The organism is Microbacterium sp. NIBRBAC000506063, from assembly GCF_017968845.1.
Classification (GTDB): Bacteria; Actinomycetota; Actinomycetes; order Actinomycetales; family Microbacteriaceae; genus Microbacterium.
The window spans coordinates 2512978-2538063 of the sequence record NZ_CP072876.1 but is presented as its reverse complement, the minus strand read 5'-3'; the positions used below and the strand labels follow the sequence as shown (position 1 = coordinate 2538063).

The 25086-nt window shown below is 68.9% G+C and carries 14 protein-coding genes and 12 pseudogenes; 9 read left to right on the top strand and 17 right to left on the bottom strand.

The genetic code is table 11. From position 1 onward, the window contains the following. The first annotated feature begins 6 nt into the window (after positions 1–6). Both KAE78_RS14285 and KAE78_RS14280 read left to right on the top strand, forming a co-directional pair. Positions 7–2153: pseudogene (locus tag KAE78_RS14285) on the top strand (3-hydroxyacyl-CoA dehydrogenase NAD-binding domain-containing protein). 251 nt (positions 2154–2404) lie between these two features. Beyond that, positions 2405–2872: a hypothetical protein gene (locus KAE78_RS14280; protein ID WP_223171272.1), complete on the top strand. Its 468-nt coding sequence runs from the start codon at positions 2405–2407 to the stop codon at positions 2870–2872. A 16-nt stretch (positions 2873–2888) separates the two neighbouring features. On the opposite strand, the gene dxs is transcribed toward KAE78_RS14280, so the two are convergent. The 5 genes and pseudogenes from dxs to dut form a co-directional block, all read right to left on the bottom strand. Then, the gene (gene dxs, locus KAE78_RS14275) at positions 2889–4832 is read right to left on the bottom strand and encodes a 1-deoxy-D-xylulose-5-phosphate synthase (RefSeq protein WP_223171271.1); all 1944 of its coding nucleotides are present in this window, start codon (positions 4830–4832) and stop codon (positions 2889–2891) included. A gap of 153 nt (positions 4833–4985) precedes the next feature. Further along, a pseudogene (locus tag KAE78_RS14270) lies at positions 4986–7884 on the bottom strand (aconitate hydratase). Positions 7885–7980: 96 nt separating this feature from the next. Then, positions 7981–8698, bottom strand: a pseudogene (locus KAE78_RS14265) (DUF3159 domain-containing protein); the annotation flags it as partial. A 40-nt stretch (positions 8699–8738) separates the two neighbouring features. Further along, positions 8739–9324, bottom strand: a pseudogene (locus tag KAE78_RS14260) (DUF3710 domain-containing protein). Next, the gene (gene dut / locus KAE78_RS14255) at positions 9321–9797 is read right to left on the bottom strand and encodes a dUTP diphosphatase (RefSeq protein WP_223171270.1); all 477 of its coding nucleotides are present in this window, start codon (positions 9795–9797) and stop codon (positions 9321–9323) included. Before dut ends, KAE78_RS14260 begins: the two are co-directional and overlap by 4 nt. Before the next feature lie 11 nt (positions 9798–9808). Here dut and KAE78_RS14250 point away from each other — a divergent pair, with 11 nt between their 5' ends. Then, entirely contained in the window at positions 9809–10282 is a 474-nt protein-coding gene (locus KAE78_RS14250; RefSeq protein ID WP_223171269.1) for a DUF3093 domain-containing protein, read from the top strand. A 15-nt stretch (positions 10283–10297) separates the two neighbouring features. Here KAE78_RS14250 and KAE78_RS14245 read toward each other — a convergent pair. After that, a pseudogene (locus KAE78_RS14245) lies at positions 10298–10587 on the bottom strand (DUF4193 domain-containing protein). 188 nt (positions 10588–10775) lie between these two features. Between KAE78_RS14245 and sepH the strand changes: the two are divergent. After that, positions 10776–11510, top strand: a complete 735-nt coding sequence (gene sepH, locus KAE78_RS14240) for a septation protein SepH (RefSeq protein ID WP_411155962.1) — start codon at positions 10776–10778, stop codon at positions 11508–11510. Continuing rightward, positions 11507–11794 (top strand): hypothetical protein, encoded by a 288-nt coding sequence (locus tag KAE78_RS19980; protein WP_411155961.1) that lies wholly within the window; start codon positions 11507–11509, stop codon positions 11792–11794. The genes sepH and KAE78_RS19980 overlap by 4 nt, the downstream gene beginning before the upstream one ends. 12 nt (positions 11795–11806) lie before the next feature. On the opposite strand, the pseudogene KAE78_RS17990 reads toward KAE78_RS19980, so the two are convergent. After that, positions 11807–12802 (bottom strand): annotated as a pseudogene (locus KAE78_RS17990) (alkaline phosphatase family protein). Between the two features lie 224 nt (positions 12803–13026). On the opposite strand from KAE78_RS17990, the pseudogene KAE78_RS14225 reads away from it, so the two are divergent. Next, positions 13027–15466 (top strand): annotated as a pseudogene (locus KAE78_RS14225) (DNA topoisomerase (ATP-hydrolyzing) subunit A). 59 nt (positions 15467–15525) lie between these two features. On the opposite strand, the pseudogene KAE78_RS14220 reads toward KAE78_RS14225, so the two are convergent. Beyond that, positions 15526–17605, bottom strand: a pseudogene (locus tag KAE78_RS14220) (type IIA DNA topoisomerase subunit B). 178 nt (positions 17606–17783) lie between these two features. Here KAE78_RS14220 and KAE78_RS14215 point away from each other — a divergent pair. Continuing rightward, on the top strand, positions 17784–18002 hold the full coding sequence (locus KAE78_RS14215) for a hypothetical protein (RefSeq protein WP_223171267.1): 219 nt from the start codon (positions 17784–17786) through the stop codon (positions 18000–18002). A gap of 20 nt (positions 18003–18022) precedes the next feature. Here the strand turns inward: KAE78_RS14215 and KAE78_RS14210 are convergent. From KAE78_RS14210 to KAE78_RS19965, 5 genes and pseudogenes are all read right to left on the bottom strand, one after another. Next, positions 18023–18714 (bottom strand): annotated as a pseudogene (locus KAE78_RS14210) (alanine racemase). Between the two features lie 17 nt (positions 18715–18731). Continuing rightward, positions 18732–19073, bottom strand: a complete 342-nt coding sequence (locus tag KAE78_RS19975) for an alanine racemase (protein WP_411155960.1) — start codon at positions 19071–19073, stop codon at positions 18732–18734. Continuing rightward, complete coding sequence (locus KAE78_RS14205) at positions 19061–19708, bottom strand: alanine racemase C-terminal domain-containing protein (protein WP_223171266.1); 648 nt, start codon at positions 19706–19708, stop codon at positions 19061–19063. The genes KAE78_RS19975 and KAE78_RS14205 overlap by 13 nt, the downstream gene beginning before the upstream one ends. 40 nt (positions 19709–19748) lie before the next feature. Then, positions 19749–19970 carry a sugar-transfer associated ATP-grasp domain-containing protein gene (locus KAE78_RS19970; protein ID WP_411155959.1) on the bottom strand — a complete coding sequence of 74 codons (222 nt, stop codon included), beginning with the start codon at positions 19968–19970 and terminating at the stop codon, positions 19749–19751. Positions 19971–20098: 128 nt separating this feature from the next. Further along, positions 20099–20488, bottom strand: a pseudogene (locus KAE78_RS19965) (sugar-transfer associated ATP-grasp domain-containing protein); the annotation flags it as partial. A 382-nt stretch (positions 20489–20870) separates the two neighbouring features. On the opposite strand from KAE78_RS19965, the gene KAE78_RS14195 reads away from it, so the two are divergent. Next, positions 20871–21200 carry a hypothetical protein gene (locus tag KAE78_RS14195; protein WP_223171265.1) on the top strand — a complete coding sequence of 110 codons (330 nt, stop codon included), beginning with the start codon at positions 20871–20873 and terminating at the stop codon, positions 21198–21200. A gap of 64 nt (positions 21201–21264) precedes the next feature. Here the strand turns inward: KAE78_RS14195 and KAE78_RS14190 are convergent, their stop codons facing one another. Beyond that, positions 21265–21414 (bottom strand): hypothetical protein, encoded by a 150-nt coding sequence (locus tag KAE78_RS14190; RefSeq protein ID WP_223171264.1) that lies wholly within the window; start codon positions 21412–21414, stop codon positions 21265–21267. A gap of 6 nt (positions 21415–21420) precedes the next feature. Here KAE78_RS14190 and KAE78_RS14185 point away from each other — a divergent pair, with 6 nt between their 5' ends. Then, entirely contained in the window at positions 21421–21900 is a 480-nt protein-coding gene (locus KAE78_RS14185) for a sugar-transfer associated ATP-grasp domain-containing protein (RefSeq protein WP_223172508.1), read from the top strand. A gap of 25 nt (positions 21901–21925) precedes the next feature. On the opposite strand, the pseudogene KAE78_RS14180 reads toward KAE78_RS14185, so the two are convergent. From KAE78_RS14180 to KAE78_RS14170, 3 genes and pseudogenes are all read right to left on the bottom strand, one after another. Beyond that, positions 21926–22619, bottom strand: a pseudogene (locus KAE78_RS14180) (coenzyme F420-0:L-glutamate ligase). After that, complete coding sequence (locus KAE78_RS14175) at positions 22619–23905, bottom strand: RNA polymerase sigma factor (RefSeq protein WP_223171263.1); 1287 nt, start codon at positions 23903–23905, stop codon at positions 22619–22621. Before KAE78_RS14175 ends, KAE78_RS14180 begins: the two are co-directional and overlap by 1 nt. Positions 23906–24074: 169 nt before the next feature. Then, a pseudogene (locus tag KAE78_RS14170) lies at positions 24075–25024 on the bottom strand (proteasome assembly chaperone family protein). Positions 25025–25086: the final 62 nt, after the last annotated feature.

Sequence of the window (25086 nt, the reverse complement as noted above, 5' to 3'; positions counted from 1 at the left end):
ACGGCAATGACGAACTACGAGAACATCGACTTCTCCTCGCTGCTCGAGCTCGCCGGTGACGAGGTCGTCACGCACTCCCCGTGCGCGACATCCGTCTCGCCTCGGGCAAGACCCTGGCGCTCATCACCCTGGACAACGGCCGCGACCACAACCGCCCGAACACGCTCGGCCCGAAGACGCTCATCGAGCTGGGTGAGCGCCTCGACGAGCTGAAGGCCCGTGCGGCCGCCGGCGAGATCGACGCCGTCGCCGTGACCGGCAAGCAGTACATCCTCGCCGCCGGTGCCGACCTCAGCGACATCACGCTCGTCGGCTCCAAGGAGAACGCGCGCAAGATCGCCCAGCTCGGACACCACGTGTTCGGCAAGCTCCACGAGCTCGGCGTGCCCTCCTTCGCCTTCGTGAACGGCCTCGCGCTGGGCGGCGGCCTCGAGGTCGCACTCAACTCGACGTACCGCACCGTCGACTCCTCCGCGGCCGCGATCGCCCTGCCCGAGGTGTTCCTCGGCATCATCCCCGGCTGGGGCGGCGCCTACCTGCTGCCGAACCTCATCGGCATCGAGAACGCGCTCGAAGTGGTCATCTCCAACCCGCTCAAGCAGAACCGGATGCTCAAGCCCCAGCAGGCCTTCGACCTCGGCATCGTGGACGCGATCTTCCCCGCGGCCGCGTTCCTCGAGGACTCGCTGCGCTGGGCCGACGAGGTCCTGAGCGGCTCCGTCAAGGTCACCCGCAAGAACGAGCCGGGCAAGGTCGAGCGCCTGACCAAGTGGCCGATCGCGATCAAGATGGCCCGCGGCATGCTCGAATCGAAGATCGGCACCGTGCCGCGCTCCCCCTACGTCGCGCTGGACCTGCTCGACAAGGCCAAGGGCGGAACCCGCGCCGAGGGCTTCGCCCGCGAGGACGAGGCTCTCGCCGATCTCGTCGTCGGCGACCAGTTCGCCGCGTCGATGTACGCCTTCGACCTCGTCCAGAAGCGCGCCAAGCGCCCTGTCGGCGCACCCGACAAGGAGCTCGCCAAGAAGGTCACGAAGGTCGGCATCATCGGTGCGGGCCTCATGGCCAGCCAGTTCGCCCTCCTGTTCGTCCGGCGCCTCCAGGTGCCCGTGCTCGTCACCGACATCGACCAGGCGCGCGTCGACAAGGGCGTGGCCTACATCCACGAGGAGATCGGCAAGCTCGAGCAGAAGGGTCGCATCGACGCCGACACCGCGAGCAAGCTCCGCGGACTCGTCCGCGGCACGATCGACAAGAGCGAGTACGCGGACTGCGACTTCGTGATCGAAGCGGTCTTCGAGGAGGTCTCGGTCAAGCAGCAGGTCTTCGGCGAGATCGAGAAGATCATCGCCGAAGACGCGATCCTCGCGACCAACACCTCCTCGCTCTCGGTCGAGGAGATCGGGTCCACGCTCGCCCACCCCGAGCGCCTGGTCGGCTTCCACTTCTTCAACCCGGTCGCCGTCATGCCGCTGATCGAGATCGTGAAGACCCCGCAGACATCGGATGCGGCGCTCTCCACCGCCTTCGTCGTCGCCAAGGGCCTCGGCAAGAGCGCGGTGCTCACCGCCGACGCCCCCGGTTTCGTCGTCAACCGCCTCCTCGCCAAGGTCATGGGCGAAGCGGCCCGCGCCGTCTACGAGGGCACTCCCGTCACCGACGTCGAGAAGGCCTTCGCGCCGATCGGCCTGCCGATGGGGCCGTTCCAGCTGATCGACCTCGTCGGCTGGAAGGTCGCGGCGCACGTCCAGGACACCATGGTGCGCGCCTTCCCGGAGCGGTTCTACGCGAACGAGAACTTCCACGCTCTCGCCGAGCTCGAGAAGGTCGTCGAGAAGGACAAGTCCGGCCGCGTCACCGGATGGACCAAGGCCGCCGAGAAGGTGCTCAAGCCCGCAGTGGGCGGCTCGCCCGCATCCGCCGAGGAGATCCTCCGTCGCGTCCAGGACGGGCTCGCCCAGGAGATCAGGATCATGCTCGACGAGGGCGTGGTCCCCGAGGTCGAGGACATCGACCTGTGCCTCATCTTCGGTGCCGGCTGGCCCTTCATCGACGGCGGCGCCTCGCCGTACCTCGACCGCGAGGGCGCCTCGGAGCGCGTGTTCGGCGGCACCTTCCACACGCCGCCGATCCGCGGCATCGAGAACCGCTGAGGTCGACGAAGGAGCGAGGCATCCCCCGGGCGCCTCGCTCCTTCTCCTTTGACGAGTGTGCTCCGTCGCGCCTTCTTCCCCGCTGGGCCGCGGCGCGGTATCGTCTGCTGATCGCCCCGTTCGGAGGGTGCCTGTCCAGGAGGTGCGCATGAGCGCTCCCACGTCGAAGAGGTCCCCCGCAGCGCCGAGGAGCCCATGGCCTTCACCCCGGCGAGCTCTGGCTCGGTGCGGGATTCGCGTGGTGCGCCTTCATGATCCTGCTCGGCGGCGGCTTCCTGATCGCCATGGTCGTGGAGATGGTCCTCAGCAGGACCGGACCGGAAGCGGCGTACTTCGACATCGACTTCGCTCTCACGATGAATGTGCTCATCTTCGCGGCGGTCCTCCTCGTCGCCGGCGCCGTCGGGCTCGTCGCAGCCGCCGTCGGGGCTCTTGTGGCGTGGGCCATCGGACGCGGCCTCCGTCGCGTGCGACCGATGTACGTCCACCTGCTCGTCTACGCGGCACTCGGCGCGGCGGTCGGCACCCTCGCGGTGTGGATCATGAGCCTCGACGAAGGGGCGTTCTGGACGGCGGGCCCCTATACGTGGATCATCATCGTCGTCGCCGCGACCCTGGCCGTGCCGTCGGGCTGGTGGCTCTCGGCTCGCCTCGCCCTTCGCGGGGATGGCCGAGCGGCGGCGGCGAACCCGGAGATCGTCGCGGAACTCGCGCCGTGACGATCGTCGGTGCCGCTCAGCGCGGCTCGTGCAGGGGCAGCTCGATCGCTCCGGTCTGGTCGGTCTGACGCGCCACCGGGATGCGGGTTCCCAGCACCTGCGCGACGACGTCGTGCGCGATCTTCGGCGCCGTCAGACCGGCGTCCTCGAGGATCTGCTGACGCGACGCGTGATCGATGAACTCGTCGGGAAGGCCGAGCTCGTCCACCGCGGTGTCGACCCCGGCCTCGCGCAGCACCTGACGGACGCGCGTGCCGATCCCGCCGACGCGGATGCCGTCTTCCATGGTGATGACCAGGCGGTGCCGTGCCGCGAGCTCCACGACCGAGGGCCGGACCGGGATCACCCAGCGCGGGTCGATGACCGTCGCACCGATCCCCTGTGCCCGCAGGCGCACCGCGACGTCCACCGCCAGTTCGGCGAAGGGTCCGATGCCGACGAGCAGGACGTCCTCGGTGTCTCCTCGCCAGAGCACGTCCACACCGTCGCCGAGGCGCTCCAGTGCCGGGACCTCCTCGACGGCCTCGCTCTTCGGGTAGCGGATCACCGTCGGCGCGTCATCGACGGCCACCGCCTCGTCGAGCGCTTCACGAAGGGTGACCGCGTCGCGCGGTGCGGCGATGCGGATATTCGGCACGACCTGCAGCATCGCGAGATCCCAGATGCCATGGTGGCTCGGGCCGTCCGGGCCGGTCACTCCGGCCCGGTCGAGCACGAAGGTCACTCCCGCCCGGTGTAGGGCGACGTCCATCAGGACCTGATCCACCGCGCGCCCCATGAAGGTCGCGTAGATCGCGACCACCGGGTGCAGCCCTCCGTAGGCGAGACCGGCCGCCGACGCGACGGCATGCTGCTCGGCGATGCCGACGTCGTACACCCTGTCGGGGAAGCGCTCCGCGAACGCCGCGAGCCCGGTCGGCCGCAGCATCGCGGCCGTCATCGCGATCACCTCCGGCCGACGCTCCCCGACGTCGACGAGCGCCTGGGAGAAGACATCCGTCCACCCCAGCGACTTCTTCGCGCCGAGCGCGTCGCCGGTCGCGGGATCGATGCGTCCGACGGCATGGAACTGGTCGGCCTCATCATTGCGGGCCGGCGCGTACCCGCGCCCCTTCTCCGTGATCGCGTGCACGATCACAGGCGCACCGTAGTCCCTGGCGAGCTGGAGCGTCTCGAGCATCGCCTCCAGGTCGTGACCGTCGACAGGGCCGAGATACTTGATGTCGAGGTTCGAGTAGAGCTCCTCGTTGTTGGTGAAGCGGGAGAGGAAGCCCCGTGTGCCGCCTCGGATGCCGCGATACACCGCCCTGGCGACCGGGCCGAGCCGCTCGATGAGCGAGCCGGAGCGGCGATCCAGGTCGCGGTAGGTCTCGCCGGCGCGTACCCGGTTGAGGAAGCGCGCCATGCCGCCGATGGTCGGAGCGTAGGAGCGGCCGTTGTCGTTGACGACGATGACCAGGTTGCGGTTGTTGTCGTCGGTGATGTTGTTGAGGGCCTCCCAGGTCATGCCGCCCGTCAGCGCGCCGTCGCCGACGACGGCGACCACATGACGATCGGCCCGGCCGGTGGCCGTGAGCGCGCGGGAGAGGCCGTCCGCCCAGCTCAGGGAGCTGGAGGCGTGCGACGACTCGACGACGTCGTGCGGGCTCTCGCTGCGCTGCGGATAGCCGGCGAGACCCCCGCGTTCGCGCAGACCCGAGAAGTCCTTGCGGCCGGTGAGCAGCTTGTGGACGTACGACTGATGCCCCGTGTCGAAGACGATGGGGTCGTCGGGCGAGGAGAAGACGCGGTGCAGCGCGATCGTGAGCTCGACCACACCGAGGTTCGGGCCGAGGTGCCCACCGGTGCGCGAGACGTTCTCGACGAGGAAGTCCCGGATCTCCTGCGCGAGCTGCGTGAGCTCGTCGATGGAAAGGGCGTCGAGGTCTCTGGGACCCTCGATGCGCGAGAGAATCGTCATCCGCACCTCCTCGTTGATACTCGACGGAAAGATCCGCCGAGCGGATTCAACCTGATGATTCTATCGTTCCCGCTCCTGCACGAACCATGAGCCGCGGCGGGGACGGGAAAGGGGGATCGGATGCCGCGGCATCCGATCCCCTCCACTCGTGCATCAGACCAGCGAACGCAGCACGTACTGCAGGATGCCGCCGTTGCGGTAGTAGTCCGCCTCACCCGGCGTGTCGATGCGCACGACCGCGTCGAAGGTGATGGTCTGCTTGCCCTCGGCCGAGAACTCGCTCGGCTCGGCGGTCACCTTCACGGTCTTCGGCGTGACGCCCTCGTTGAGCTGCTCCAGACCCTCGATCGAGACGATCTCGGTGCCGTCCAGGCCCAGCGACTCCCAGCTCTCGCCGGCGGGGAACTGCAGCGGGACGACGCCCATGCCGATGAGGTTGGAGCGGTGGATGCGCTCGAAGCTCTCGGTGATGACCGCCTTGACGCCGAGGAGGCTCGTGCCCTTGGCCGCCCAGTCGCGCGACGAGCCGGAGCCGTACTCCTTGCCGCCGAAGACGACCAGGGGCGTGCCCTGCTCCTGGTAGTTCATGCAGGCGTCGTAGATGAACGACTGCGGGCCGCCGGGCTGGGTGAAGTCGCGCGTGTAGCCGCCCTCGATCTCGGCGCCGTCGTTCACGGCGCGGACGAGCTGGTTCTTCAGGCGGATGTTCGCGAAGGTGCCGCGGATCATGACCTCGTGGTTGCCGCGGCGTGAGCCGTAGGAGTTGAAGTCCTTCTGCGCGACGCCGTGCTCGGTGAGGTACTGCGCGGCGGGCGTGCCGGCCTTGATGTTGCCGGCGGGGCTGATGTGGTCGGTGGTGACCGAGTCGCCCAGCGTCGCCATCACGCGCGCGCCCGTGATGTCGCTGACCGGGGTCAGCTCCATGGTCATGCCGTCGAAGTACGGCGCCTTGCGCACGTAGGTCGAGTCGGCGTCCCACTCGAAGATGGGGCCTTCGGGGTCGGCAGGCTCGTCCAGCGCTCGTCGCCGTCGAAGACGGTCGCGTACTGCTTGATGAACTGCTCCCGCGAGATCGACGAGTCGATGATCTCCTGGATCTCGGCCGGTGCCGGCCAGATGTCCTTGAGGAAGACGTCGTTGCCGTCCGCGTCCTTGCCGAGCGCGTCGGTGTCGAAGTCGAAGTGCATGGAGCCGGCCAGGGCGTAGGCGACCACCAGCGGCGGCGACGCCAGGTAGTTCATCTTCACATCGGGGCTGATGCGCCCCTCGAAGTTGCGGTTGCCGGAGAGGACGGCGGTGACCGCGAGGTCCTTCTCGTTGACCGCGGCGGAGACCTCTTCGATGAGCGGTCCGGAGTTTCCGATGCAGATCGTGCAGCCGTAGCCGACCGTGTAGAAGCCCAGTCCCTCGAGGTCCTTGTCGAGTCCGGACTTCTCGTAGTAGTCGGTGACGACCTTCGAACCCGGGCCGAGCGTGGTCTTGACCCAGGGCTTCTGCTTCAGGCCGCGCTCACGCGCCTTCCGCGCCAGGAGACCGGCGGCGATCATGACCGACGGGTTCGAGGTGTTGGTGCAGGAGTGATCGCCGCGAGGGTGACCGCACCGTTGTCGAGGACGTAGGGGTCTCCTGACGGCGGGGTGACCTTGACCGGGTTGGAGGCGCCGTTGAGGTGGCCGCTGTTGACGTGGACGAGACGGGTGTCGTCGTCCTCCTCGCCCGGGACCGGTCCGGGGTCGGATGCCGGGAAGGAGTGCTTCGAGGTCAGGTCGACCATGTCGTCGGTCGTCGACGGGGCCGCATAGCTCAGGATGTCCTTCTCGAACTGCTCCTTGGCCTCGGAGAGGAGGATGCGGTCCTGAGGACGCTTGGGGCCGGCGATCGAGGGGACCACGGTGCCGAGGTCGAGCTCCATGTACTCGCTGAAGACCGGCTCGACGGAGGGGTCGTGCCAGAGCGACTGCTCCTTGGCGTAGGCCTCCACGAGGGCGACCGTCTGCTCGTCGCGGCCGGTGAGTCGCAGGTACTCGACGGTGACGTCGTCAATGGGGAACATCGCCGCCGTGGAGCCGAACTCCGGGCTCATGTTGCCGATCGTGGCGCGGTTGGCGAGGGGCACGGAGCCCACGCCCTCGCCGTAGAACTCGACGAACTTGCCGACGACGCCGTGCTGGCGGAGCATGTCGGTGATCGTGAGCACGACGTCGGTCGCGGTGACGCCCGCCGGGATCTCGCCGGTGAGCTTGAAGCCGACGACGCGCGGGATGAGCATGGAGACCGGCTGGCCGAGCATGGCGGCCTCGGCCTCGATGCCGCCGACGCCCCAGCCGAGGACGCCGAGTCCGTTGACCATGGTGGTGTGCGAGTCGGTGCCGACACAGGTGTCGGGGTACGCGCGAAGAACCTCGCCGCCGTCGGTGGTTGAGCTTGTCGAAACCCGGTCGTAGATCACCTTGGCGAGGTGCTCGATGTTCACCTGGTGGACGATGCCGGTGCCCGGCGGGACGACCTTGAAGTCGTCGAAGGCGGTCTGGCCCCAGCGCAGGAACTGGTAGCGCTCGCCGTTGCGCTCGTACTCGATCTCGACGTTGCGCTCGAGGGCGTTCTCGGAGCCGAAGAGATCGGCGATGACCGAGTGGTCGATGACCATCTCGGCCGGCGAGAGCGGATTGATCTTGCTGGGGTCGCCGCCGAGCTGGGTGACCGCCTCGCGCATCGTGGCGAGGTCGACGATGCAGGGTACGCCGGTGAAGTCCTGCATGACGACTCGGGCCGGCGTGAACTGGATCTCGGTGTTCGGCTCAGCGCTCGCGTCCCAGGAGCCGAGCGCCTGGATCTGCTCCTTGGTGACGTTCGCACCGTCTTCGGTGCGCAGCAGGTTCTCCAGGAGGACCTTGAGACTGAACGGGAGCTTCTCGTAGCCTTCGACGGCGTCGAGCCGGAAGATCTCGTAGTCGGTGCTGCCGACTGTCAGGGTGCTCTTCGCACCGAAACTGTTCACGGTGGACACGGGTCCGTCTCCTTTTGCTCGGATGGAGGCACTCGTCGCTTCCATCTTCCTCGCCCTCGGCACCTGCGGCTAGCAAGGTTCACCTTACCCGTCGCTGCGGGCGGGAGGACATGATTTATCTTGATGTCGAGATAAATCGTATCACGCGGAGGCGTCCTCGGATTCCTCCGGAGCGCGCGGATAGAGAGCCCGCACGACAAGCCAGGAGACCGCCACCATGGGTGCGAAGAGCGGCAGCCCCATCGCGATCTTGGCGACGCCCAACGCAGTGACGTCGGCGGCGAAATAGAGCGGGAGCTGCACGCCCAGACGCAGGAAGAACAGCGAGGACCAGGCCAGCGTGAGCCAGAAGAAGGCACGGCGCTTCCGACGGTCGGAGCGCCACGCGGTGCCCTCCCCATGAGATAGCCGATGCCGAGGCCGATCAGCGACCAGCCGATCAGTGCGGACACGAGCAGCACGCTGCCGTAGATCGCATTCGTGAAGAAGCCGAGGACGAAGTTGTCCTCCCCCTTCCAGTCCACAGCGCCAGTGCGGCGGCGGCACCCGCGGCGATCAGCCCGCCCAGCGCGGCCGACGGCGGCGACTTCTGCGCGATGCGCACCACGGTGAACACCGCGGCGAGGCCGACGGACACGCCCAGCGAGAGGATCAGCGGATCCGGCCGGAGCGTGTAGAGCACGACGAACGCGAGGCTGGGCAGGACCGACTCGAGGATCCCGCGCCAGCCGCCCATCGCCGACCACACGACGGTGCGCGTGTCGGCTTCGCCCTCCGGGTCGAGACCCGCTTTCCGAGCGGCGGCGCCGAGCGCCGCACCGAGGACGTCGGATGCCGCCGGCTGCGCGTCCGCGGGTGGGTCTGCTCCGGCCCCGACTCCGGCTCCGGTCGGACCTCGCTCACGCCGAACCCGGGGTCGCCGGCATCTTGAGCGGGATGAGGTCGCGCGGCGGCATGGGCACCGTGCCGCGCACGACGACGATCGACCGGAAGAGGTCCTCGATCTGTGCGGCAGCATCGAGATCGGAAGTCGCGGCACCGCCGATCACTCCGCGCAGGAACCAGCGCGGCCCGTCGACGCCGACGAAACGTGCGAGACGCAGTCCAGAGCCCTGTGCCGCGGCGGCGGGCACCTCGGCGAGCAGCTCCCGGCCGAGCGGCCCTTCCCGCTCCTCGACACGACCGCCCTGCTGACGGACCTGCTCGCGGATCTGTTCACGGGTCTCGTGCCAGAGCCCTCCGGTGCGGGGCGCCGCGAAGGGCTGCACCTGGAGGGTCGATCCGGCGTAGTCCAGACCGACCGCGACGATCCGCTTGGTCTGCTCCTCGACCTCGAGGCGCAGGTTCAGACCCTCGCGCGGCAGCACCTTGATGCCGCCGAGGTCGATGTAGGGCGGACCGGATTGGCCTCCGATTCGTCGAAGGGCCGTCGGTGGCGCGGCCTGCCGGTGCGGCCTTCAGGCTCGGGGTGTTCTCGTCGGTCATGATGTCTTTCCTGCGTGTGCGGCGGCGTCCTGCGCCGCCGACTGGGTCCCGGTGGAGCCGAAGCCTCCCTCCCCGCGAGAGCTGTCCGGCAGCTCCTCGACGGGCAGGAATCGCGCTCGGGTCACCGGCATGATGATGAGCTGGGCGATGCGATCGCCGACCGACACATCGTACGCGCTCGAGGTGTCGGTGTTCAGCAGCGTGACCTTGATCTCGCCGCGATAGCCGGCGTCGACGGTGCCCGGAGAGTTGACGACCGTGATGCCGTGCTTGGCCGCCAGGCCGCTGCGCGGGACCACGAACGCCGCGTATCCCTCGGGCAGGGCGATGCGCACTCCGGTGCCCACGAGCGCCCGGGCTCCGGGCTCGAGTCGGACGGTCTCGGTCGAGACCAGATCCGCCCCTGCGTCACCGGGATGGGCGTACACCGGCACGGCCGGGGCGATAATGGGGATGTCCACAGAATCGGTCACCCCTGAGGCTAATGCAGAACTCACCGCACGACACCCAACCCCGCTACCGTGAGCGTCTCACGCCCAGCCTGCCGTTCTTCGTGGCGATCGCACTGGCCGGTCCGATGGTGAGTCTGTCGTTCCTGCCCGTCGGCTCGGTGCTCGCCCTCGTCCTCGGGCTCCTGGCGACCCTCGCGGTGCTGATCGCCGCCGTGCTCGCCTCCCCCGTCGTCAGCGTGGAGGGCTCGGTGCTGCGCGCCGGTCGCGCGCACATCGACGCCCGTTGGCTCGGCGAGCCCCAGGGCTTCACCGGCGACGAGGCCGCGAACGTGCGCGGAGCCGGGCTGGACGCACGCGGGTGGCACCTGATCCGCGGCGGGGTCGACGGCGCGGTGGTCGTTCCGAACATCGATCCCGCCGATCCGGTGCCGAGCTGGACGATCTCGACACGCACGCCGGACCGCCTCGTCGCGGCGATCTCACGGGCACGCGTCGCGGCACGCTGAGCGCGACGCGAACGCTCAGGCGCACTCGGTGCAGATCGGCCCGTCCGCACCCTCGTGGTCGAGCTGCGAGCGGTGCTTGACGAGGAAGCAGCTCATGCAGGTGAACTCGTCGCGCTGCGCCGGGAGGACGACCACGTCGAGCTCGACGTCGGAGAGGTCGGCGCCCGGAAGGTCGAAGCTCGACGGGTTGTCAGAGTCCTCGACGTCCACCGAGCCGGACATCTTGTCCGGGACGCGCTCCTTGAGGGCTTCGATCGACTCGCTGTCGTCGTCGCTCTTGCGGGGGCGTCGTAGTCGGTTGCCATTCGTCGGTTCTCCGCTTTCGTGGGTGAGGGCATGATTCGGGTAATCAGCGGCCATAGTTTGCATGACGGAACGTCTTTTCGCAAATGCAGTTCGGCCGCGGAGGAAAACTCACGGCGCGCCCGGTCTATTCCCGGTGCTCGCACAGCGGCGTGGCACCATGGTCCCAAACCCACCAGAGGGCATTGGTATGGAGAACGTCACGATCGTCGGCACCGAGGACAACGTCCTCGTCCTGGCCACGGAATCCGGCACCCGTTTCGCCCTCCCGATCGACGAGGTGCTGCGCCGCGAGATGCGACGCGCCCAGGCGCGGACGTCGGATGCGGTGAGCGCGGTGAGCCCGCGGGAGATCCAGGCGCACATCCGCTCAGGACTCACCTCCGCGGAGGTCTCCGAGCTCCTGGGCATCAGTCTCGAAGACGTCATCCGCTTCGAAGGACCCGTCGTGGCCGAGCGGGAGCACATCATCGGCCAGGCGCTCGCGGTCCCCGTGCTGCTGGGCAGCGAGGTCGAGCCCGCGGCCCAGCCCACCTTCGGCGCCGCCATCCGCGCCAAGCTCGCCTCCCTCGAGGCCACCGACGAGCGCTGGGTCAGCTGGAAGGACGAACGCGGCTGGACCGTGAAGCTGGAGTTCACGGCATCCGACGTCGCCCATGACGCCCGCTGGAGCTTCGAACCGCGCAGCAGCACGCTGGCGCCCTCAACACCGACGCCACCCAGCTCTCGCGCCAGGGCGCCCTCCCCGACGGGCTCATCCCGCGACTGCGCGCACTCGACACCGAGCGCACCTCGCCGTACAAGGACGACTCTCGTTTCGACTCCGGGGCGTTCGGACCGCGTGCGCTCGTCGATCCCGAGGCCGACACCGATGCGCCACCCGTGCCGGAGCGGGCGAACGCCGCCGTGCAGGAGGCCGCGATGACCCGCGCCCCCGAAGACGTCACGACCAGTGCGGAGACCGCCGACCTGCTCGAGGCGCTGCGCCGCCGACGCGGACAGCGCGAGTCCGCGCCCTCGCACGAAGAGAACGACACGCAGGAGCACAGCCCGATCGCGCTCTTCGAAGCACTCGAGGACGACGAGCCGGACGCACCCGAGCCCGAACCCGGACCGGAGCTCGCGGATGCCTCCTCGGCCCGGAAGCGTCGGCGCAACGCGATGCCCTCCTGGGACGAGATCGTGTTCGGCGCACGGACCGACGACTGAGCCGGCCGGCCCTCACCCGAAGGCGCCGAGACGGATGAGCGGCACCTGTCGCTCCTCCGGCGTCAGCGAACCGTGCTGCCCGATCATCCCCTGGGCGCGCTGGTCCTCGGCCGTGCCGTCATAGATCGCACGGTTCCCGCGTGCGGCGACGATGATATCGCCCAGGCGCGCCGCGGCTTCCTCGGTCACCACCGGCCCGAAGAGTCCCGCGGCGACGGCCTCCGCCTTGGTCGCGACCTCGGCCACTCCGGAGAGCGAGGACAGCCAGCGCTGCGCGACATCGGCGGGCGCGGCATCCGACTCCAGGTACACGTGCAGCATGCGCGGCTCGCCGCCGATGTGCCGCACGCCGTCCAAGCAGGCGTCTCCCTGCATGAGGATCGTGTGCCGGTGGGCGGGGACGTCGATCATCCCGTGATCGGATGTCACGAGCACGCCAACCCCGGCGGGCACCCGCTGCGACAGGGCGGCGTCGATCGTCTCCAGCGCGGCGATCCAGCGCGGCGAGTCCATCCCGTGCTTGTGTCCGGCCTTGTCGGCCTCCGGGAGGTAGCAGTAGACGACGGAGCCGGGTGCGTCGCGGCGAGCTCGTAGGCGCGGGAGACGCGCTCAGCGGGCGAATCGGCGGGACGAACCCCGCCCCCTCAGCACAGCGCGGGTGAAGCCGCTCCCGGCGTATTCGCGCACACCCACGGCGAAAGCATCCCTCCCCTCCGCGGTCGCACGCTCGAAGACGGTCGGCGAACCCTGCCAGGTGAGCGGATCGATCCCGGCCTTCTCCCAGTCCGTGAGCTGGTTGAACAGCGCGTCGCGGCGCGGATCGCGCACCCGGAACCCGACGAGTCCGTGCTCGCCGGGCTGCACACCGGTGAGGATGCTCGTCAGTGCCGAGGCGGTGGTGCTCGGGAAGACCGTGTGGCCGACGTCGCGCTTCCCCATCGCCGCCGACAGCGTCCGCGCGTGCCCGGCATGGGCACGCAGCGCGATCGCGCCGAGCCCGTCGACCACCACCAGGACGACCGATCGCGCCGGCGCGAGCCAGGTCGACTCCCCGCGGAGCGCGGCGAGGAGGTCGCCCGCCACCCCGACGACGCTCCGGGAGGATGCGGGAGCGGGCGGTAGCATTATTGGCATCCGGGACAGTCTCGCACAGGCCGTGTCCGGATCGCCTCGTTCAGACCCGAGCTCCGGGGCGCGTCCATCGTGTCGTCTCTCGTTGTTGGCAGGAGCCCATGCCCCGCACCCCGTCGCCCGAACCTGTCCAGGAGCGCATCCAGGACATCGAGCTCTCCAGCGAGATGCAGGGATCCTTCCTCGAGTACGCCTATTCGGTGATCTACTCGCGAGCGCTCCCCGACGCCCGCGACGGCCTCAAGCCCGTGCAGCGGCGCATCCTGTACCAGATGGCGGAGATGGGCCTGCGGCCCGATCGCGGCCACGTCAAGAGCGCCCGCGTCGTCGGCGAGGTGATGGGAAAGCTCCACCCCCACGGCGACTCCCCCATCTACGACGCGCTCGTGCGTCTGGCCCAGCCCTTCGCCCTGCGCGTCCCCCTCGTCGACGGGCACGGCAACTTCGGCTCTCTCGACGACGGCCCCGCCGCATCGCGGTACACCGAGGCGCGCCTGGCGCCCGCAGCCCTCGCCCTCACCGAGAACCTCGACGAGGACGTCGTCGACTTCATCCCCAACTACGACGGCCAGTTCCAGCAGCCCTCGGTGCTTCCCGCCGCCTTCCCGAATCTGCTCGTCAACGGCGCGGCCGGCATCGCCGTCGGCATGGCGACGAACATGGCCCGCACAACCTCATCGAGGTCGTCGCCGCGGCCGTGCATCTGCTGGAGAACCCGGAGGCCACCCTGGACGAGCTCATGGAGTTCGTGCCCGGACCCGACTTCCCCTCCGGCGGCATCATCATGGGCTCGACGGCATCAAGGACGCCTATGCCACCGGCCGCGGCGCCTTCAAGGTGCGCGGCAAGACCTCCATCGAGCCGCTCGGACCGCGGCGGACGGGCATCGTGGTCACCGAGCTGCCGTACATGGTCGGGCCCGAGCGGCTCATCGAGAAGATCCGCGACGCCGTCCAGTCCAAGAAACTGCAGGGCATCAGCGACGTCACCGACCTCACCGACCGGCAGAACGGTCTGAAGATCACGATCGGCATCAAGACGGGCTTCGATCCGCACGCCGTTCTCGAACAGCTGTACCGCTTCACCCGCTGGAGGACTCCTTCAGCATCAACAACGTCGCCCTCGTCGACGGTCAGCCCCGCACGCTCGGGCTCAAGGAGCTGCTCTCGGTCTACGTGGCCACCGCCTCGAGGTCATCACCCGGCGCAGCCGGTACCGCCTCGCCCGCCGCGAAGAGCGCCTCCACCTCGTCGAAGGACTGCTGGTCGCGATCCTCGACATCGACGAGGTCATCCAGCTCATCCGCTCGTCCGACGACGCCGAGCAGGCGCGCACAAGGCTGCGCGAGGTCTTCGACCTCAGCGACCTGCAGGCCGACTACATCCTCGAGCTGCGCCTGCGCCGGTTGACGAAGTTCTCCCGCATCGAGCTCGAGACCGAACGTGATGCACTGCAGGCCGAGATCGCGCGGCTGCGCGAGCTGCTCGCCGACGACGCCCTCCTGCGCGCGCAAGTGGCGCAGGAGCTGGACACCGCCGCCGAGGCCTACGGCACGCCCCGCCGCACACTGCTGATGAATGCGAAGCCCGCCGCTCCGCGACGCGCCAAGGCGGGCGAGGCCGATCTGCAGATCGCCGATGCCCCGACTCTCCTCGTCCTCTCCACGACCGGGCGCGCGGTGCGCGTCGAGCTCCCCGAGGACGCGACCCTGTCGGCGCCCGCACGACGCAGCAAGCACGATGCGATCCTCGCCACGGCCGAGGGGACGGTCCGCGGCGAGCTCGGCGCCCTCACCACCGCGGGGCGCGTGCTGCGCTTCTCCCCCGTCGACCTGCCGTCCGTGCCGGCGACATCGGTGCAGCTGGCGGCAGGAACCCCGATCCACGACTATCTCGGCCTGACCGACCGCGGGGAGCGGGTGCTGGCCTTCGTGCGCTTCGACTCCGACACGCCGATCGCGATCGGGACCGCCCAGGGCGTGGTGAAACGCTTCGTCCCCTCGGCTCTGCCGGTGCGTCCCGAGGTCGAGGTGATCGGCCTCAAGCCCGGCGACACCGTCGCGGGTGCCGCCGACGCCGCCGACGACGCCGAACTGGTCTTCGTCACCTCCGACGCGCAGCTGCTGCGCTTCGCCGCCTCGGCGGTCAGGCCGCAGGGCGCCGCCGCCGGAGGTATGGCGGGCATCAAGCTCGGCGGCGCGGCATCCGTCGTCCACTTCGCGGTCGTCGCCCCGCAGACCGAGGCGGTCGTGGTCACGGTCTCCGGCTCCGAGTCGATCATCCCCGGAACGGATGCCGGCAGGGCCAAGGTCTCGCACTTCGCCGACTACCCGGCGAAGGGTCGTGCCACCGGCGGCGTCCGGGCACACGCCTTCCTCAAGGGCGAAGACCGGCTGACGCTGGCCTGGGTCGGCCCCGCCCCGCCTACGCGACCGGCCCCGACGGCGCCGTGCGCGCTCTTCCGGAGGCCGGTGCGCGCCGCGACGGCTCCGGACAGCCGCTGGACGCGGTCATCGGCACGGTCGGTCGCACACTCGGCTGAGCGGAGCGACCCACGCCGCTCCGTCTCGCGGCACGGGTTCGACGGCGGAAGGCCTCCGCTCAGGCGTCGATCGCCTCGCGCGAGAGCTGATCCGAGGAGCGCACGATGAAGTCGCGCCGCGGGCGACCTCGTTGCCCATGAGCAGCTCGAACACACGACCCGCGTCTTCGGCGTCCTGCATGCGGACGCGCCGCAGCAGGCGCCCTGAGCGGTCCATCGTCGTCGTCGCCAGCTGCTCGGCGTCCATCTCACCCAGGCCCTTGTAGCGCTGCACCGGCTCCTGCCAGCGCTTGTTCGCCTTGCGGAGCTTGGCCAGCAGCGTGTGCAGTTCCTGCTCGCTGTAGGTGTAGATCGTCTCGTTGGGCTTGGAGCCGGGTTGATCACGACGACGCGATGCAGCGGCGGCACGGCGGCGAAGACGCGGCCGTCCTCGATGAGCGGCCGCATGTAACGGAAGAAGAGCGTCAGCAGGAGCGTCCGGATGTGCGCACCGTCGACGTCGGCGTCGCTCATGAGGATGATCTTGCCGTAGCGGGCCGCGGACAGATCGAAGGACCGGCCGGAGCCGGCACCGATCACCTGGATGATCGAGGCGCACTCGGCGTTGGAGAGCATGTCGGAGACCGACGCCTTCTGCACGTTGAGGATCTTGCCCCGGATGGGCAGCAGAGCCTGGAACTCGCTGTTGCGCGCGTGTTTGGCGGTGCCGAGCGCGGAGTCGCCCTCGACGATGAACAGCTCGGAGTGGGCGACGTCGTTCGTCCGGCAGTCGACGAGCTTCGCGGGCAGCGACGAAGACTCCAGCGCGTTCTTGCGGCGCTGCGTCTCCTTGTGAGTACGCGCCGCGACGCGCGCCTTCATCTCCGAGACGACCTTGTCCAGCAGCAGGGAGACCTGGTTCTTGTCGTCGCGCTTGGTTGAGGAGAACCGGGCGCCCAGCTCCTTGCGCAGCACCTGCGCGACGATCTGGCGCACCGCCGGGGTTCCGAGCACCTCCTTGGTCTGGCCCTCGAACTGCGGCTCGGGCACCTCGACGGTGAGCACGGCCGTGAGGCCCGCGAGCACGTCGTCCTTCTCGACCTTGTCGTTGCCGACCTTGAGCCGTCGCGCGTTCTGATCGACCTGCGCGCGCAGCACCTTCAGCAGCTCCTGCTCGAAGCCCTGCTGATGGGTGCCCCCTTGGGTGTGGCGATGATGTTCACGAAGGAGCGCGTGACGGTCTCGTACCCGGTGCCCCAGCGCACCGCGATGTCGACCTTGCACTCGCGTTCCACCTCGGTCGATGCCATCGTGCCGTTCGCCTGCAGCACGGGCACCGTCTCCTTGTAGGTGCCGCTGCCCTGGATGCGCCACGTGTCGGTCAGCGGCGCATCGGGGCGAGGAACTCGACGAACTCGGCGATCCCGCCGTCGTAGCGGTGGGAGGTCTCCACGACCTCCTCGCCGCGCTCGTCGCGGATGACGATCTCGAGCCCGGGACGAGGAAGGCGGTCTGCCGGGCGCGGGTCTCCAGTTCGGGAAGCTGGAAGGTCGCGTCCTTGGTGAAGATCTGCTGATCGGCCCAGTAGCGCACGCGCGTGCCGGTCGCGCCGCGCGGCGCCTTGCCGACGACGTGCAGCTCGCTCTGTTCCTCGAAGGGCGTGAAGGGCGCATCCGGACGCAGCTCGCCCTTCCCGCCGTCGGCGAACGTGCCGGGCTCGCCCCGATGGAACGACATGGCCCAGGTCTTGCCTCCGCGGTCGACCTGCACCTCGAGTCGCTCGGAGAGCGCGTTGACGACCGAGGCGCCGACGCCGTGCAGGCCTCCGGATGCCGCATACGAGCCGCCGCCGAACTTGCCGCCGGCGTGCAGTTTGGTGAAGACGACCTCGACACCGCTGAGTCCTGTTCGCGGCTCGATGTCGACGGGTATGCCGCGACCGTGATCGCGCACCTCGACGCTGCCGTCCGACCGGAGGATCACCTCGATCCGATCGCCGTTGCCGGCCACCGCCTCGTCGACGGCGTTGTCGATGATCTCCCAGAGGCAGTGCATGAGACCGGGAGAGCCGTTCGAGCCGATGTACATGCCCGGGCGCTTGCGGACCGCTTCGAGTCCCTCGAGGACCTGGAGGTGGTGGGCGGAATACTCGGCAGTCACAAGGGTCAATCCTATTTCCCCCGCAGCACGACTGGCCGCCGACACTCCCTGGGTCCCTCCGTTGGACGGCATGGCGTACGCGGTGAGCGAAACACGCCGCATCCCGGGCATACCCCCAGGCGAACCGTGGTTGTATTGAGCACACTCCACAGGAGCCCGAGACGAAGGAGGCAGTGAGATGAACGCAACGACTGAACGTGAGGCCGTCACCGTCGAGTTCCGCCTCACCGCGGCCGACCGCTGCGACTCCTGCGGCGCCCAGGCGTACATCGCCGCCGAGGTCAACGGCTCCGAGCTCCTCTTCTGCGCGCACCACGGTCGCAAGTACGAGGAGAAGCTGCGCGCGGTCGCCAGCACCTGGCACGATGAGACCGCCCGCCTCGTCGACGCTCCCTGAGGAGCGCGACACGCACGCGATCAGGGTCGCTCGACCCGCTCCACCTCCGCGGTGAGCCGTGTGACGATCTCCTCACCGACGGTGTCGATCCGCTCCGCGAGCGAGGTGGCATCGCCCTCGCCCTGAGCGCCGGGGCCGAAGATGCTCACTGCATCGCCGATGCGCAGACCTGCGCCGTCCCCGACGACGGATGTCGCCGCATCGATGCGGGTGAGGGCACGCGCTCCGCGCGGGGTGCCCACGAACGCGCCGGTCAGCGACGACGGCAGCCCGTGCAGCGCCCCGATGCCCAGAACGGCCTCGCCGCCGCGCACATCGACCACGGATGCACGCAGAGTCGCCGCCGGCAGCACGCCGGGGATCTGCGGTCCGTGGGCCGAGCGGATCCCGTAGCAGAAGGCGCCGATGCGGCAGACGCTCCCCCGCAGCTCCGGACGCCACCAGGACGCCGCCGATGCGGTCAGATGCACTGCCTCGGGGTCACCCCCTGCATCGCGCACGATCGCGACAGCGGTCCGGAACTCCTCCGCGGACTGATCGTCCTCCGCATCGCTGGCCTCCGCGAGATGACTCCAGACGCCGGCCAGGCGGATCAGACCCGCCCGCTGCGCGCTCATCGCCTCGGAGACCACCGCGGACCAGTCCTCGGGCGGATGCCGTTGCGATGCAGTCCGGTGTCGATCTTCAGATGCACCCGTGCCACGCGTCCCATGGCGCGCGCTGTGTCGATCACCCGGCGAAGGTACTCCGCCGTCCCACCCCGAGATCGATGCGGGCCTCCAGCGCCGCGGCGATCTCCGCGTCCGCCGAGGTGACCCAGGCGAACACCGAGGCGTCTGCGGCGCGCTGGCGGATACGCAGCGCCGTCGGCACGTCGTACCCGCCGAAGGAGGTCACCGGCTCCGCCGCCGCGATCGCCGCATCCACGGCCCAGTCCACACCGTGACCGTAGGCGTCGTCCTTCATGGCCAGCATGAGCGTCGAGGGCGCGATGCGCGCCTGGACGGCGGCGATGTTCTGGAGGAAGCGCGCCCGGGAGATCTCCAGCGTCGGAGGCATCAGTGCTCCCATTCGCGCACCGCCTTGGAACCGGCGACCGTGATCAGTTCCGCGGCCGAGAGGCCGGTCGCCTCCGCCCACGCCGCAAGTCCGTCCTTCACCGGCCCGGATCCGCCGAAGAACACGACCTCCGTGCCGTCGGCGACAGCGGGTGACGGCGCCTGGAGATCCACGACGCAGACATCCATCGCCACCCGACCCACGATCGGGACGAGCTCTCCCCCGACCTGCACGCGCACGCGGTTCCCCAGCGCCCGGACGACGCCCTGCGCATACCCGCCGGTCACGAGTGCGACCGTCGTGTCGACGGTCGCACGATACGTGTAGCCGTAGGACACCGCCTCCCCGGCACGCAACGGCTTCGTCGAGAGGACCTGCCCGCTCAGTCTCATGACGGGGTCGAGTCCGCTTCCGGGAAGCCCGTAGAGCGCATCGCCGTCGATGTCCGGCTCGCCCTCGACGATCGCCGGCAGCCCGCTCCGCCGCAGAGCCTCGGCGACTCGTCCGGAACCGACGAGGAGTGCCCGTGCGCCCGCGTCATGGACGATCGGGGCGACCTCCGCCACGCCGTGCCCGAACGCATCGCCGCGGAGATCGGCGACGGTGCCGCCGCGCTGGACCGCCGCCGTCGCGTTCGTGCGGAGCACGCCCGGGAGATCAGCGCGCGCGGGAGGCTCCGGCGAGGGATCACCGACGGCTGGCCTCGATGGCCGGGCGGTGCTTCGCCCGGGAGCCGGTGCGGATGCCGGTGGCGCTCACCCGCGTCTCGTAGAGTCCGGGAGTCCAGTTGCCCTCGATGATGACCGGCTTCTCCGGACCCGCCACGACGTCCCAGCCGACGTAGGGAACCGTGGGCACCTCCTGAGCGGCGCGCGTGACGATGTCGACGACCTGATCCCACAGCGGCACCTGGAAGTCGACGATCGACTTGCCGGAGTCGGGATGCGTCTCGTAGCGGCTCTTGTGCTTGCCGGTGTGCCCGGGCCGAAGGAGCGCCCGTTCTCGTCGATCATCGTGAAGAAGCCGCCCCACGTGAACTGGTCGCTCACGGCGCCCCGGCCGAACTTCTGCGCGGCCATCAGGATGTGCACGGTCTCTCCGTCGAAGAACGACACGACGCGGGTGGTGTTCACCGTTCCGGCGCAGTACTCGGCGAGGTAGGGATGCTGGACGATGGGCTGCTCGATCAGCCGCTGCCCCTTCTCGAGCAGCTCCGCGCGGAAGGCGGCCAGGTCCGTCACCTCGGCGGTGTCGTAGCGGAAGACGCCCTTGCCCTCGCGCCCGACGGGTGTCTTGGCGATGATGACCGGGTTCGCCTCGGTGAAGGCGCGGAAGGCCTCGACGTCGGTCTCCTCCAGATCGAGCCAGTCGCGCCCCAGGTACTCGGCGAAGCGGCGGTTGAAGGCGATCTTGTTCTGGAACTGCATCACGTCGTGCGGGTCGTTGAGCGCGTTGGCCAGATGGTGCTGCACGAGCGAGGTCATGAACGTCCTGCGCTCGCTCTTGGTCAGCAGCGCGAAGTCGGCCTCGTAGTAGTCGATGTATGCGGTGTCATGAAATGCGGACCAGATGAGCATGTCGACGAAGACCTTCGGCGCCCACTTGCCCTGCTCCTCGGCGATCTGCGTCGCGAAGGCCCACACCCGCCCGGTGTGAACGAGGTCAGTCGCTTCAGAAAGTACTTCAGGCGCGCCGTGAATGCGACGTCTCGAGACAAGAGGGGAACCTTTCGACATGGACCTGCCAGAACGTCCATAGTAGTCGTCCCCGCCGCGAAACCGCCGGGACGGTGCGTGTTAGCCTGGGTCGGTGGATCAGAAGCGGTTGCGCATCGGGTACCTCTTCAAGCGGGCGAGGCGGCTGAATCCGACCCAACTGCTGGAGCTCGCCCATCAGGTGAAGAAAGTCTCCACAGCACCCCTTCCGGTGATCATCGCCGACATGCTCTGGTGCTCCATCCGCTACGAGATGGGCTTCCGCGACTACGTCGTCTGGGACATCCGGCTCCTCTCGGCGCGCGAACGCGCCACCTGGATGACCCACCCCAAGGCCTTCCGCCTCAACAAGACCCTCAACGCCCCGAGTCCGCCGTCATCCTCGGCGACAAGCGGCGTTTCCTCACCGACTTCGCCGACCTGACGCGAAGGGACTGGATCGATGCCGCCGCGGCATCCGACGAGGACCTCGAGGCCTTCGTGCGTCGTCACCCCCGGGTCATCGCCAAGCCTGCGGCAGGTGAGGGCGGGCGGGGATCGCGATCCACGAGACCGCCGGCATCGACGACGTCGCCGCGTGGCGGGCCGCACTCGTCGCCGCCGATCAGACCCTCCTCGAGGAGGTCCTCCGTCAGCACGACGACCTGGCCGCCCTCTACCCCGACAGCGTCAACACGGTCCGGATGATCACCTACCGCGACCCCGCCGAGAAGCTGCACGTCATCGCCTCGGTGCTGCGCATCGGCAACGGCGCGGTGATCGACAACTTCGCCTCGGGCGGGATGTTCACGATGCTCGACGACGACGGCGTCGCCCTCTATCCCGGCGTCGACAAGCAGTCGAACATCTATCGCGAGCACCCGGTCACGGGAACGCCGATCCAGGGCCTGCACGTGCCGCACTACCAGAAGGTCGTCGAGCTCGTCGCCGACGCGGCCACGCGCCTCCCGACCATCCCCTATGTCGGGTGGGACATCGCCATCACGCAGGAGGGTCCCGCTCTCATCGAGGCCAACCACAACTCCAGCGTGTTCCAGATGAAGCCCTCGGCCTCCGGCATCCGCACCGGCCTCCTGCACCGCTACCGCGAGGCGATCGGCGCCGACATCGTCGACAAGCGCTGAGCGGCGACCGCAGGCCGCCACACGGTCACGCTGTGCGGATGATCCCCAGCGGAGTGGACTCGTGTCGCTGCCCGAGGGGTTGTCCGCCAGGATGCGCGTCAGCCGCTGCTCCTCCGCCTTCGGCAGCGTCGAGCCGAGGATGTTCCCGCCGATGTCGTTGATGTCGACGACCGCGACCTGGATCCTGCCCCGAGCAGACCCTTGAGCCGTGCCGCGACCTGCACGGGCTTCTCCGGCCCCAGGACGACCGCCTGGTTGTACGGCGGGATGGTGTGCGCGGTCGGACCGTCGATCGAGCGGGCCTTGTCACCGGCGATCCGGTAGAAGTCGCCGCGGCGCCCGAAGAGCTTCGTGACGGCGGAGACTGCGGCGGCGAAGAGAATGCGCGGCGTGCCGCACTCGCGCAGCGCCATCTCCATCGTCTCGGGCATGCCGAGGCCGATCCCGTAGCTCGTACGGGTGACGTACTTCGAGAGGAAGCGGGCCAGCGGTCGCGGCTGGATCTCGTCGAGGAGGAAGGACCGCCCCTGCGTGATCGCCACGATCTTCTCCGTGACGAACAGCAGGTCATCGTCCTGCAGATGCTCGGCGGAGTACTCCCGGACAACGGCGTCGAGGTCGTCTCCGGGCATCACGACACGCGTGCGGATCGGGATGCGCTGGTAGGAGACACCGTCGACCTCGACCGAGAGGGCCTTGCCCTTGTTCGCCTCCGGCATCACTCGAGGTAATCCCGCAGCGACTGCGAGCGGCTCGGGTGACGCAGCTTGGCCATCGTCTTCGACTCGATCTGGCGGATGCGCTCACGCGTCACGCCGAAGGTGTCACCGATCTGGTCGAGGGTCTTGGGCTGCCCGTCGCCGAGGCCGAAGCGCATGCGGATCACGCCCGCTTCGCGCTCGGAGAGCGACTCCAGCAGCTGCTCGAGCTGGCGCTGCAGCATCGTGAAGCCCACGGCGTCGGCGGGAACAACCGCCTCGGTGTCTTCGATGAGGTCGCCGAACTCGCTGTCGCCGTCTTCACCGAGCGGCGTGTGCAGCGAGATCGGCTCGCGACCGTACTTCTGCACCTCAACGACCTTCTCGGGCGTCATGTCGAGTTCGCGGCTGAGCTCTTCCGGCGTGGGCTCGCGGCCCAGATCCTGCAGCATCTGGCGCTGCACGCGGGCGAGCTTGTTGATGACCTCGACCATGTGCACGGGGATGCGGATCGTGCGGGCCTGGTCGGCCATCGCGCGCGTGATCGCCTGTCGGATCCACCAGGTGGCGTAGGTCGAGAACTTGAACCCCTTGGTGTAGTCGAACTTCTCGACGGCGCGGATGAGACCGAGGTTGCCCTCCTGGATGAGATCCAGGAACTGCATGCCGCGGCCGGTGTAGCGCTTGGCGAGCGAGACGACCAGACGCAGGTTCGCGCCCAGCAGGTGCGACTTGGCGCGCTGGCCGTCGCGGGCGACCCACTGCAGGTCCAGGCCCAGCTCGCTGGACTTCTCGGCGGCCGACATCGTCGACAGCTTCTCCTCGGCGAACAGGCCCGCTTCGATGCGCATCGCGAGCTCGACCTCTTCGGCCGCGTTCAGCAGCGCGACCTTTCCGATCTGCTTGAGGTAGTCCTTGACCGGGTCTGCCGTGGCGCCGGTGATCTGCGTCGAGTAGACGGGGACGTCGTCCTCGTCCTTGGAGGTCAGGACGATCGCACCGGTGGGCAGCGGCTCGGTGAAGGCCGGCTTGGCCTCCTCCTCGTCGTTGTCCTCGGCCTCGACCTCGGCGTCGGGCGCGTCGACGGGAGTCTCGTCGTCGGCCTTCTTGCGGCGCCCGGCCGTGCTCTTCTTGGCCGGAGCCTTGGCAGCGGGCTTGTCGGTCTTCGCCGTCGTCTTCGCGGCGGACTTCGCCTTGGTGGCGGGCTTCTCCGCCGGCTCGGCGGCGTCGGTCTGGGTGGCCGCGTCGTCGGCGGCAGAAGTCTTGCTGGAGGTCGTCCGTGATTTCTTGGTCGCGGCAGGAGTCACGTTTCGCCTTTCACGGGGTGCGGGGCCCCGGAGAATTTCGGACACTAGTAAGACCCTTGTCAAGTCTTCGTGCCGAGCACAGTGGTTGACAACGGGTCAGAGAACCATTATCGCACACCCTACGCCTATCGGAGTCGCCGGATGCCGCATATTCGTGATCCGAGAAGAATCAGCCGCGTGAGGACTTGCTCTCATCATCGCCAGGGGGTCGCGACGCGAGGTATCTCTCCAGCTCTGCGGCGAGTTCGTCGGCGCTCGGCAGGTTCCGCTCCGTGAAGGGTGCGTCGCCGAACCCGTGCTCGGCGTCCGGCGCGTTGTAGCCCGCCATGTAGGCGTCGTGGCGCTCCTCGAGGGTGTGCAGCATCTGCAGCAGCTCGTCGTTGCCCTGCACCTGCTCGTCGACGCGGGCGAGATAGTCGTCGTTCTCGCCTCGCACCGCATCCATAGCCAGGACGAGACCGGTGGCGTTCATGAGCCGATCGGCAGCCGTGAGCACCGCCTGCGGATACGAGGTCTCGGCCAGATAGTGCGGGATGAGGAGGACGAAGCCCACCGTCGCCTCGCCGCGCTCGGCGAAGCGGAATTCCAGCAGGTGCCCCGCGGTGGAGGGGACCTGCGTGCGCGGCTTCCACACCGAGTGCGCGGCGATGAGTTCCGCCCGGTTGCCGCTCACGGTCGTGCCCAGCGGCCGGGTGTGCGGCACGGGCATCGCGATCGCGTGCACCCAGCTCATCCCGAGACCTCGAACTCGTCCGCGAGCTCCAGGACGGCGTCGACGAAGGCGTTCCAGGCGAAGTCGGGCTCGTATCCGGACAGAAGCAGGAACTGCTGGCCGATCGCATCGTGCGCGACGGCGAGTTCGAGCCGCGCCGGGGCGAAGGAGGTCAGGTGGTCCTGATCGAACTGCACGACCGGGCGACGCGCGCGGTAGTCGAGGAGCACGTCGTTGTCGAAGACGGCGACCGGCTTCGGATCCGTCGTGTCCTGAAGATGGTCGATGAGACCCGAGACGGCCGAGCCGGCATCCGTGAATCCGGTCAGGAGGATCACGAGCGGGAGTCCTTTCGGCACCGCGGGTGCGTTCACGACACGCTCGAAGAGTTCTCCGGAGATGGGCATGCCTCCATGCTACGAGGCGCCATGGGCACGAGGCGCGCGGGTCCCTCGCTGTCAGCGAACAC

Coding starts and splice junctions, on each gene's coding strand:
- KAE78_RS14250 (WP_223171269.1), top strand. CDS start 9,809: ATGCAGAACTCACCGCACGACACCCAACCCCGCTACCGTGAGCGTCTC.
- KAE78_RS19980 (WP_411155961.1), top strand. CDS start 11,507: ATGACCCGCGCCCCCGAAGACGTCACGACCAGTGCGGAGACCGCCGAC.
- KAE78_RS14280 (WP_223171272.1), top strand. CDS start 2,405: ATGATCCTGCTCGGCGGCGGCTTCCTGATCGCCATGGTCGTGGAGATG.
- KAE78_RS14215 (WP_223171267.1), top strand. CDS start 17,784: ATGAACGCAACGACTGAACGTGAGGCCGTCACCGTCGAGTTCCGCCTC.
- sepH (WP_411155962.1), top strand. CDS start 10,776: ATGGAGAACGTCACGATCGTCGGCACCGAGGACAACGTCCTCGTCCTG.
- dxs (WP_223171271.1), bottom strand. CDS start 4,832: ATGACGATTCTCTCGCGCATCGAGGGTCCCAGAGACCTCGACGCCCTT.
- KAE78_RS19975 (WP_411155960.1), bottom strand. CDS start 19,073: ATGGGAGCACTGATGCCTCCGACGCTGGAGATCTCCCGGGCGCGCTTC.